Origin of the sequence: Olsenella sp. CU969 (genome assembly GCF_905219715.1) — a bacterium.
In the GTDB taxonomy this organism is placed as follows: Bacteria; Actinomycetota; Coriobacteriia; order Coriobacteriales; family Atopobiaceae; genus Granulimonas; species Granulimonas faecalis.
In genome coordinates this window covers 1-10,299 of record NZ_CAJMXC010000068.1, presented here as the reverse complement: position 1 = coordinate 10,299, position 10,299 = coordinate 1, and the positions used below count along the sequence as shown (strand labels likewise).

Annotated in this window: 6 protein-coding genes and 2 pseudogenes; 5 read left to right on the top strand and 3 right to left on the bottom strand. The window is 70.3% G+C overall.

From position 1 onward, the window contains the following. Nucleotides 1–47 precede the first annotated feature (47 nt). The 5 genes and pseudogenes from JX283_RS08875 to JX283_RS06785 form a co-directional block, all read left to right on the top strand. A pseudogene (locus JX283_RS08875) lies at nucleotides 48–1,319 on the top strand (NTP transferase domain-containing protein); the annotation flags it as partial. Between the two features lie 185 nt (nucleotides 1,320–1,504). Further along, nucleotides 1,505–1,966 (top strand): annotated as a pseudogene (locus JX283_RS08870) (sugar phosphate nucleotidyltransferase); the annotation flags it as partial. 492 nt (nucleotides 1,967–2,458) lie between these two features. Next, nucleotides 2,459–4,285: an aminotransferase class I/II-fold pyridoxal phosphate-dependent enzyme gene (locus JX283_RS06795; RefSeq protein WP_204829898.1), complete on the top strand. Its 1,827-nt coding sequence runs from the start codon at nucleotides 2,459–2,461 to the stop codon at nucleotides 4,283–4,285. A gap of 8 nt (nucleotides 4,286–4,293) precedes the next feature. Beyond that, nucleotides 4,294–5,361, top strand: coding sequence for an NAD/NADP octopine/nopaline dehydrogenase family protein (locus JX283_RS06790; protein ID WP_204829897.1), 1,068 nt, complete (start codon nucleotides 4,294–4,296; stop codon nucleotides 5,359–5,361). A 5-nt stretch (nucleotides 5,362–5,366) separates the two neighbouring features. Further along, nucleotides 5,367–6,596 carry a DUF1015 domain-containing protein gene (locus JX283_RS06785; protein ID WP_204829896.1) on the top strand — a complete coding sequence of 410 codons (1,230 nt, stop codon included), beginning with the start codon at nucleotides 5,367–5,369 and terminating at the stop codon, nucleotides 6,594–6,596. 554 nt (nucleotides 6,597–7,150) lie between these two features. Here JX283_RS06785 and nadC read toward each other — a convergent pair. From nadC to nadA, 3 genes are all read right to left on the bottom strand, one after another. Next, nucleotides 7,151–8,002 (bottom strand): carboxylating nicotinate-nucleotide diphosphorylase, encoded by an 852-nt coding sequence (gene nadC, locus JX283_RS06780; protein ID WP_204829895.1) that lies wholly within the window; start codon nucleotides 8,000–8,002, stop codon nucleotides 7,151–7,153. A 25-nt stretch (nucleotides 8,003–8,027) separates the two neighbouring features. Next, a complete protein-coding gene (locus tag JX283_RS06775; protein ID WP_204829894.1) occupies nucleotides 8,028–9,254 on the bottom strand; it encodes an L-aspartate oxidase in 1,227 nt (408 codons plus the stop codon). Then, complete coding sequence (gene nadA / locus JX283_RS06770) at nucleotides 9,251–10,183, bottom strand: quinolinate synthase NadA (RefSeq protein ID WP_135978399.1); 933 nt, start codon at nucleotides 10,181–10,183, stop codon at nucleotides 9,251–9,253. Before nadA ends, JX283_RS06775 begins: the two co-directional genes overlap by 4 nt. Nucleotides 10,184–10,299 lie beyond the last annotated feature (116 nt).

The following is a 10,299-nucleotide window of genomic DNA, read 5'->3' as shown; positions in this document are numbered from 1 at the left end:
ATGGTGCCCCCACCCCGGACGGTCTCGCCGCCCTCGAGCCCTACCGCGTGCGCAACGCCGTGATTCTCGCGGCCGGTGCCGGCACGCGCCTGTCGCCGCTGTCCTTCGAGCGCCCCAAGGCCGCCTTCGAGGTGCGCGGCGAGGTGCTCGTGGAGCGGCAGATCCGCCAGCTCCGCGAGGCCGGCGTCCGGGACGTCGTCGTGGTGGTGGGCCACATGAAGGAGGCCTTCTTCTACCTGGAGGAGGACTTCGGCGTCACCCTCGTGGAGAACCCCGACCACGCCGCCCGCAACAACAACGGCTCGGTCTGGGCCGCGCGCGCCTGGCTCGGCAACTCCTACGTGGTGTCGTCCGACGAGTACTTCTGCGANNACCCCTTCNGCCCCTACCGCNACGAGTCGGTCTTCTCGGTCTGCCGCGCCACGGGTCCCACCGAGGAGCAGGTCGTCACGGTCGACCCCCAGGGGCACATCGCGCACGTGTCCCGCGGCGGCGATGGCGGCCTCTACCTCCTCGGCCCCGCCTACCTCGACCGTGCCTTCGCAGAGCGCTACCTCGCCATCCTCGGCGAGGAGTACGCCCTCCCGGCCACGGCGCCCAAGCTTTGGGAGCAGGTCTTCGCCGAGCATGCCGCCGAGCTCCCCATGGCCGTGGAGGAGCTGCCGGCCGGCGCGGTCCTCGAGTTCGACTACCTCGGCGACCTCATGGCCTTCGACCACGACTTCTTCGCCAACGTGGACTCCGCGATCCTCGAGAACATCTGCACCACCCTGGGCTGCCCCCGCGACGACATCCGCGGCCTCGCGCCCGTCTCGGCCGGTCTCACCAACCTCTCCACGGTCTTCTCCGTGGGGGACACCCGCTACATCTACCGCCACCCCGGCGCCGGCACCGACCAGATCGTCAACCGCGCCGCCGAGGCCCACGCCCTGGCTGTGGCCCGCGACCTCGGCCTCGACGACACCTACGTCTTCGAGGACCCCGAGCAGGGCTGGAAGGTCTCGCGGTTCGTGGAGGGCTGCCGGGACTTCGACTACCGCGACCCCCGCGACGTGGAGNGGGCCCTGGCCCTCGTGCGCCGGCTCCACGGGAGCGGCGNCACGTCGCCCTGGTCGTTCGACTTCTTCGAGGAGGGCACCAGGATCGCCGGGCTCCTCCGCCGCCGCGACTACCCGCTGCCGCGCGACTTCGACGGTCTGGAGGCCCGGGTGGCCGTGCTCGCCCGCGCCATGGCCGCGGACGCCGGTGACCCCGTGCTCTGCCACAACGACTTCTACGGCCCCAACCTGCTGGTGACCGACGACGCCATGCGCCTCATCGACTGGGAGTACGCCGCCATGGGCGACCCGTTCTGCGACCTGGGCAACTTTGTGGCCCAGGGCTCGGGCTACTCCGTCGGCGAGGCCTTGGCCGTCCTGCCGGTCTACCTGGGGCGCCCCGCCACCGCCGCCGAGGAGGCGCGGTTCCTCTCGGCCGTGGCCGTGGTGGGTTGGTACTGGTATGTGTGGGCCATGTACAAGGAGGCCATGGGAAACCCCGTGGGCGAGTGGCTCTACGTTTGGTACAAGGCGGCCAAGACCTTCTCGGCCGCCGCAGAGAGACGCATCGGGGCGCCGGAGCGCGCCCAGGAGGGAGCAACCCNGTNAGCATACTCACCCGCGCAGAGTTCGACGAGCGCCTGGACNGCTGGAGGTCGGGNACGGCCACCGAGGCCGATCTGGCGGACCTCGAGCCCTACCGCGCCCGCCAGGCGGTGCTTCTGGCCAGCGGCCTGGGCAGCCGGCTGGCGCCCATCACCGTCAACACGCCCAAGCCCCTGGTGGACGTCTGCGGCACGCCCATCATCGACACCATCGTCAAGCCCCTGGTGGACGCCGGCATCGAGAGCATCTGCGTGGTCACCGGCTACCGCGCCGAGCAGTTCGAGCTCCTGCGCCGCCGCTGGCCGCAGGTGGAGCTGGTCCACAACCCGCTCTTCGACTCCACCAACAACATCTCGAGCGCCGTGGCCGCGGGCGACCGGTTCCGCAACGCCTACGTGTTCGAGAGCGACCTCTACATCAAGAACCCGTCCATCATCACCCCCTACCGATACCGGTCGTGCTACCTGGGCGTCCCCGTGGCGTCCACCGAGGACTGGTGCTTCGACACCGACGCCGACGGCCGCATCCTCGACCTGCACCGCGGCGGCACCGACTGCTGCCACATGTTCGGTGTGAGCTACTGGACCGCCGAGGACGGCGCCCATCTGGCCGAGGACCTGCCCGTGGCCTTCGCCGAGGAGGNCAACCGCCAGCGNTTCTGGGACGACGTCCCCTGCGTGCTGGCCCGCGACCGCTACGACGTGCACGTGGAGCCCGTGACCTTCGACGACGTCGCCGAGATCGACTCCCTCGCGGAGCTCCAGGCCATGGACCCGCGCTACGTCGTGAACACCCTCCAACGCTGAGGAGAGGTAATGCAAGNACTGATTCTCGCGGCCGGCATGGGCAAGCGCCTGAAGTCGCTCACCGCCCACAACACCAAGTGCATGGTCAAGGTCAACGGCGTCACCATGATCGAGCGCGCCCTCACCCAGCTCGACCGCCTGGGGCTCTCGCGCATCGTCGTCGTGGTGGGCTACGAGGCCNGCAGGCTCAAGGACTACATCTCCACCCTCGACGTGNCCACGCCCATCGAGTTCGTGGACAACCCCGTCTACGACCGCACCAACAACATCTACTCGCTGGCCCTGGCCGCCGGGCAGCTCCAGGAGGACGACACCCTCCTCCTGGAGAGCGACCTCATCTTCGAGGAGGGCGTACTCTCCGAGCTNGTGNACGACCCCAGGCCCACCCTCGCCCTCGTCGACAGGTACGAGAGTTGGATGGACGGCACCGTGGTCACACTGGACGACGACGACTCGATCCTGTCGTTCGTGCCTGGCAAGCGGTTCCGCTTCGAGGACATGGACCGCTACTACAAGACGGTCAACATCTACAAGTTCTCGAAGGAGTTCTCGCGCAACGTCTACGTGCCGTTCCTCAAGGCCTACAGCCAGGCCCTGGGCAACAACGAGTACTACGAGCAGGTGCTCCGCGTCATCACCATGGTCGACACGAGCGAGATCCTGGCCAAGCGCCTCACCGGCCAGAAGTGGTACGAGATCGACGACCTGCAGGACCTCGACATCGCCGAGTCCATGTTCGCCGTGGGCGAGGANGTGCGCACCCGCCTCGTGGCCTCGCGCTACGGCGGCTACTGGCGCTATCCGCACCTCGTGGACTTCTGCTACCTCGTGAACCCGTTCTACCCGCCCAAGCGCCTCATGGACGAGATGAAGGCCAGCTTCGAGACCCTCGTNACCCAGTATCCCTCGGGCATGCGCGTGAACTCCCTGCTCGCGGCCAAGAACTTCGGTGTGTCCCAGGACCGCGTGGTGGTGGGCAACGGCGCTGCCGAGCTCATCAAGGCGCTCTTTGAGAACCCCGACGCCGCCGTCGAGGGCCCCTGCGGCCACATCCGTCCCACGTTCGAGGAGTACCCCAACCGCGGCCGCGCCGCCGACGCNGTGACCTACGTGCCCTCTGACCCGGACTTCGCCTACACGGCCGACGACATCGTCTCCTTCTTCTCCGAGCACCCCGTGCGCCAGCTCGTGCTCATCAACCCCGACAACCCCACGGGCAACTACCTGCCGGTGGCCGACGTCTGCCGCGTGGCCCAGTGGTGCGAGGACAACGGCGTGCGCCTGGTCTACGACGAGTCGTTCGCGGACTTCGCCGAGGAGCCGGGCAGCAGCTTCCTCGACGAGGGGCGCCTGGCGCGCTTCCCCCACATGGTGGTGGTGAAGTCCATCTCCAAGAGCTACGGCGTGCCGGGCCTGCGCCTGGGTGTGGCGGCTTCGGCCGACAAGGGGCTCGTCNACGCCCTCAAGGGCGACGTGGCCATCTGGAACATCAACTCCCTCGCGGAGTTCTACCTGCAGGTCGCCGAGAAGTACAAGGCCGACTACGCCCGCAGCCTCGACGAGCTCCGCGCCGAGCGCGCGCGTTTTGCCGCGGAGCTGGCCGGGGTGCCGCACCTGCGCGTGATGCCGAGCCAGGCCAACTACCTGCTCGTGGAGGTCGAGGGTGCCATGACGGCCTCCGAGCTCACCGAGCGCCTGCTGTGCGATCAGGAGCTCTTCATCAAGGACCTCTCGGCCAAGGTGGTGCGTGACGGGCGCCAGTTCGTGCGCATCGCCGTGCGCGACCGGGCCGACGACGACAGGCTCGTGGCCGCGCTCCACGGCTACCTGGGTTAGGAGGGGCCGTGAGAACCTGTGTGGTGGGTGCCGGCAACGTCGGCACGCTCATGGCGGCGGAGTTCGCCGCCCGGGGCCACGAGGTGGCGGTGGTGACCTCGCGGCCGCGGGAGTGGTCGCGCACGGTGGACGTGCTCGCGCCGGACGGCGACGTGCTGTCCACCGGCGAACTCGCCTGCGTGACGGCCGACCTCGCCGAGGGGGCCGCCGGAGCGCGCTACGTCTTCGTGACCTACCCGGTCTACCTGTTCGGGCGCCTGTGCGCCGAGCTCGCGCCCCTCGTGGAGCCGGGCCAGCGCGTGTGCTTTGTTCCCGGCGCCGACGCCGAGTTCTTCTGCGCCGGGCTGCTCGAGGCCGGCGCCGTGGTGTGCGGCCTCCAGCGCGTGCACTCCGTGGCCCGCATCGCCGAGCGGGGCCGCAGCGTCTTTGAGCTGGGGCGCAAGCCGTCGCTTCAGGTGGCGGCCATCCCGTCGTCCGAGACGGCGGAGGTGGNNGGCGAGCTCGCGGACCTNTTCCGGATGCCGGCGACGTGTCTGGGCAGCTACCTGGCAATGACGCTCACGCCGTCCAACCCGGTGCTGCACACCTCGCGCATCCGCACGATGTTCTCCGACTGNGTGCCCGGCGNCTCCNACCCCGAGAACCACCTGTTCTACGAGGGCTGGGACGNCGCCGCNTCCGANGCCCTGCTCGCCGCCGACGCCGAGGTCCAGGCCGTGTGCGCCGCCCTGCCGGAGCTCGACCTCTCCGGGGTACGGCCGCTCACGGAGCACTATGAGAGCCCCGACGTGCCGTCCATGACGCGCAAGATCTCGTCCATCCCGGCCTTCGCGGGGCTGCGCTCGCCCATGAGGGAGACGGAGGCCGGCCGTTGGGTGCCGGACTTCTCGTCGCGCTACTTCTCGGCCGACTTCGCCTACGGCCTCAAGGCCATCCGCGACGTGGCGGCCGCCGCCGGTGTGGCCACCCCGGCCCTGGACGACATCTGGGGCTGGTATGTGGCCGCCGCCAGGNCCGAGCGGGAGCTNNAGGGCGTGCCGGAGACCCGCGACGGCCTGCTGGACCTCTACCGGTAGCTGCCATGGAGCTCACCCCGTTCCGCTGCCTGAGGCCGGCGCCCCGCCTGGTGGGGTGCCAGGTCTCGGCGCCACTGGACGTCTTCGACCGCGACCGCGCCTTCGGGCTGGTGGCGGCCAACCCGCTGTCGTTCCTCGCCATCGACTGGCCCGACACCCTCTACCCGCTCGAGGCCCACGTGGATCTCACCGANGCCTACGCCAAGGCCCGCGACCTCCTGGAGTGGCGCCGGGAGCTCGGCATGCTGGTGGAGGACGNNGAGCCGNGCCTCTACGTCTACACCATGGAGAAGGGCGGCCACCGGCAGACGGCCGTGGTGGGCTGCCTGTCCGTGGAGTCGTTCCTCGACGGCACCGTGCGGCGTCACGAGTCGACCCTGGAGGAGAAGGAGGACGCCCGCGCGGCGCACATCGACGCCCTGGGCGCCCAGACCGGCCCCGTGTTCCTGACCTTCGGCGACAGCGACGACGTGTCCCGCGCCGTGGCCGACGTGCGGGGCGGCGAGCCCCTCTACCGCTTCACGGCCGACGGCGTGGCCCAGACCGTGTGGCGCGTGCCGGCCGGCGGGAAGGGCCGCGCGCTGGCGGAGGCCTTCTCGGGCGTGGGCGCGGCCTATGTGGCCGATGGGCACCACAGGGCCGCCTCGGCCGTGCGGGTTGCCCTGGCGCGCCGCGCGGCCGACCCGTCCCTGCCCGCCGACGCCCCCTGCAACCGAGTGCTCGTGGCGATGTTTCCCGCCGGGCAGCTCAAGGTGCTGCCGTACCACCGCATGGTGGGCGGCGTGGGTGAGACCGAGCGCGAGGGGCTCGCAGCCGCCGTGGAGGCCGCGGGCTTCTCGNCGTCGCCGGCCGACGGCCCGGTGGCCCCCGACGAGAAGGGCGCGTTCGGCATGTTCGACGGCGCGTGCTGGTGGCTGCTCCGGGCGCCCGAGCCCGAGGGGGACGACCCGGTGGCCGCCCTGGACGTCTCGGCCCTGCAGGAGCGGGTGCTGGGGCCGGTGCTCTCGGTGGCCGACCCGCGCCGCGACCCGCGCCTGACCTATGCGGCCGGCACCGTGGGCCCGGAGGCGCTGGAGGCTGCCGCCCGCGAGGCCGGCGACGCCGTGGCGTTCACGGTGTGCCCCACGGCCATCGACGAGCTCATGGCCGTGGCCGACGCCGGGGAGCTCATGCCCCCCAAGTCCACCTGGTTCACGCCCAAGCCCTTCTGCGGGCTGTTCGTCCGCCGCGTGTGATGACAAGGTACCAGGTTGATTTGTCGCGGCACTTGGAGGCCAGCCGCACCCACAGCCTCGGGGCCNTNGTCCTCGATGTCCTCCCTGGTCCCGTCGGCCCTCTCCCAGATGCGGGCGCGCAGCGGCNTCTCCGGCGACCACGGCGCTGCGCCTGAAANCGGCTGGGGACGGATGGTCTCGTCTCCACCCAAGGGCAATTGGGAGTGGGCGCCGGAAATCGCGATTTCCGGCNGACCTGCTGAGGGAAAACGGCCGAAAATCGCGGTTTTCCTCTCGCCAAAGTGGCGGGAGACCGCGATTGCCGGCCGCTTGTGGGGACGAACGCGGCCGGTAATCGCGATTTCCGGCAGCGCGATGACGGCGCAGTCTCTTTTCCTTGGTGAGGGGCTTGCTCCTAACGGCGCTTCCTCTCCGCCGCATCCCCGCCTGCCGCCTGAAAGCGATTGAGCGCGCCCTCAATCGCTTTCAGGCGGCAGGGACCAGGCGGCAGGGACCAGGCGGCAGGGACCAGGCGGCAGGGACCAGNCGGCAGGGACCAGGCGGCAGGGCGGCGCCTACAGGTAGCGCAGGTGTTTCAGCGAGAGGTCCAGGATGGGGCTCGAGTGGGTGAGGGCGCCCGAGCTCACATAGTCAACACCCAGGTCGACAAGCTCGGCTACGCGGCGCTCNTCCACGTTGCCCGAGACCTCCACCTCGGCGCGACCGTCGATGAGGCGCACGGCGGNGGCCATGGCGTCGCGGTCCATGTTGTCGAGCATGACGATGTCAGCGCCCGCATCCACGGCCTCGGCCACCTGTTCCAGCGTCTCCACCTCCACCTCCACCTTGCGAACGAACGGCGCTCGCTCGCGGGCCGCGGCCACGGCGGCCATGATGCCTCCGGCGGCGTCCAGGTGGTTGTCCTTGAGCATGACGCCGTCGGACAGGCAGAACCGGTGGTTGCCCGCGCCGCCCACGCGCACGGCCTCCTTCTCGAGCACCCGAAGGCCCGGCGTGGTTTTGCGGGTGTCCACCAGGCGGATGCCGGTCCCATCGAGCAGGGCCGCCATGGCCCGCGCATGGGTGGCGATGCCGCTCATGCGCTGCAAAAAGTTGAGGGCCACGCGCTCGGCCGAGAGGAGTGCCCGCACGTCGCCCTCCACGGNGCCGAGGTCTTGGCCGCAGCGAACCCCGTCGCCCTCTTGCACGTCCGCCGCAAAGAATGCGCTTGCGNCTAGCAGCTGGAACGTGCGCTCAAAGACGTCGAGCCCGCAGATGACGCCGTCCTGCTTGGCGATGAGACGCACCTGGGCGCGTCGCGGGCCGTCCGCAACGGCGTCGCAAGAGACGTCTCCAAAGGGCATGTCCTCGCGCAGGGCGGCGCGGATGACGGGCTCGNCCGCANGGGCCAGGTTCTCAGGGCNCATGGACTTNCCTCTCGACAGGCGCGGCTCAGCAGGCCTCGGCGGTTTTGGGATGCGCGGCTCCCGGGGCCACGCGCGGCGCACGCCCCGAAATGGCCTCGGCGCAGCGGGCCGAGAACACCAGGCTCTCCAAAAGCGAGTTGCTCGCCAGGCGGTTCTTGCCGTGCACGCCGCAGCAGGCGGTCTCGCCGCAGGCGAAAAGCCCGGTCATAGACGTGTGCCCCCACAGGTCGCAGGCAATGCCGCCCATCAGGTAGTGCTGAGCCGGGACCACGGGCACCGGCTCGGCGAGGATGTCGGGGCCGGCCGCGAGGCACGTCTCATAGATGTGGGCGAAGTGGCCGCGCACCACGTCCTCGCCCACGGCAGAGAAGTCCAACCGCACAAAGCGCGACCCCTCGCGCTCCATCTGTTTCCGGATGGCGGCGCTCACCACGTCGNGGGGCGCGNGCTCGTCGCAGAAGCGCTCGCCGTTGGCACCCACGAGCACGGCTCCCTCGCCGCGACAGCTTTCGCTGATGAGGAAGGCGCGGCCGGGCTTGTCGGTAAAGAGCGACGTGGGGTGGATCTGCACCCAGTCCAAGTGCTCCGTGGCCACGCCGTGTCGCTCGCAGGCGCGGATGGCGTCGCCTGTGAGGCAGGGGTAGTTGGTGGAGCGCTCGTAGAGGCCGCCCACGCCGCCGCAGGCCAGCACGCAGGCGTTGGCAAGAAGCTCCACGGGGNCNCCCCCATNGCGGGCNAGCAGGCCCACACAGCGCCGGCCTTTGCCTTCGCCCTCCACAAGCAGGTCTNCCATNNGGCTGTGCTCNCGCACCTCCACCCAAGGCAGGGCCCGCNCGGCGGCGAGCAGCGCNTCGGTGACGGCNGCGCCCGTGGTGTCGGCCCGGTGCACGATGCGTGGCCGGCTGTGGGCGCCTTCCCGGGTGTAGTCCAGGCGCCCGTCGGGGCTCCGGTCGAACTCAACGCCCAGCTCCACGAGCGCCCGGGTCACGGCGGGCGACGCATCCACCATGGCCTCGACGGCGGCCCTGTTGTTCTCGTTGTGCCCGGCGGCCAGGGTGTCGGCGATCCAGGCCTCGCGGTCGGCCGGGTTGGCAAGGGTGCACATGCCCCCTTGGGCGAGCATGGAGTCGCAGGTGGCCGCATCCTCCTTGCAGATCACGAGCGTGCGCGTCTTCTCGGGCAGATTGAGCGCGCAGAAAAGCCCGGCTACCCCGGCGCCGGCGACCACGACGTCCCACGACTCGCGCCTCATCGGTTCCCACCGCCTGCGGCGGCAAGCTCGAGCATGGCCTCAAGGGGTGCCCGGGCCGCCTCGGCGCACGACGGCAGCGCCACTTCGCCCGAGCCTGTCTCCAGGCAGGCGATCACTTTCTCGGGCGTGATGGCGGCCATGTCGGGGCAGCACGGGGCAGGGGAGGGGAAATGCACCCGCTTGCCTTTCCCCTCGCAGCGGCGGGCGATCTCGTGGCCCACGCCGTTCACGGTGCACACGACAAAGTCGGTGGCGTCCGAGGCCTCGATGGCGCCGATGATCTCGGCCGTGGAGCCTGCGACGTCGGCCATTGCGAGCACGGCTGACGAGCACTCCGGGTGCGCGAGCACCACGGCACCGGGGTGCCGCTCCTTGGCTGCGGTCACGGACGCGGGAGAGATGTCGCGGTGGATGGGGCAGCACCCGGGGTTGAGGATGACGCGCTTCTCGGGGACCTGCTCGGCCACGAAGCGGCCCAGGTTCTCGTCGGGGATGAAGAGCACGGAGCGCTGGGGGAGCGCCCGCACCACGGCCACGGCGTTGGACGAGGTCACGCACACGTCGGAGAGGGCCTTGAGCTCGGCCGTGGAGTTCACGTAGCATACCACGGCAATGTCGTCTTCCTCGGCGCGGCAGCGGGCGACGAAAGCGGGGTCGGCCATGTGGGCCATGGGGCAGTCGGCCCTGGGCTCGGGCAGCAGCACGCGGCGTCCAGGGTTGAGCAGCTTCACCGACTCCCCCATGAAACGCACGCCGGCCATGACGACGGTGGAGGCATCGCAGGTGGTGGCGATGCGGGCCAAGGCGAAGGAGTCCCCCACGAAGTCGGCCAGCTCCTGCGTTTTTGCCGGCACGTAATAGTGGGCGAGCACGACGGCGTCATGCTCGCGTTTGAGGCGCATGGCCGCCTCACGCGTGTCCTGGCCCATGGGCCACCTCTCTTTTGGACTCGGGCGCCCCCCGCGCCCGCTCTCGCCGTAAGTATGGCGGGTTATGAAGAGAGTCTCAAGGGAGGGGGTCGAGGCGGCGGCTGGCATATCTGGGG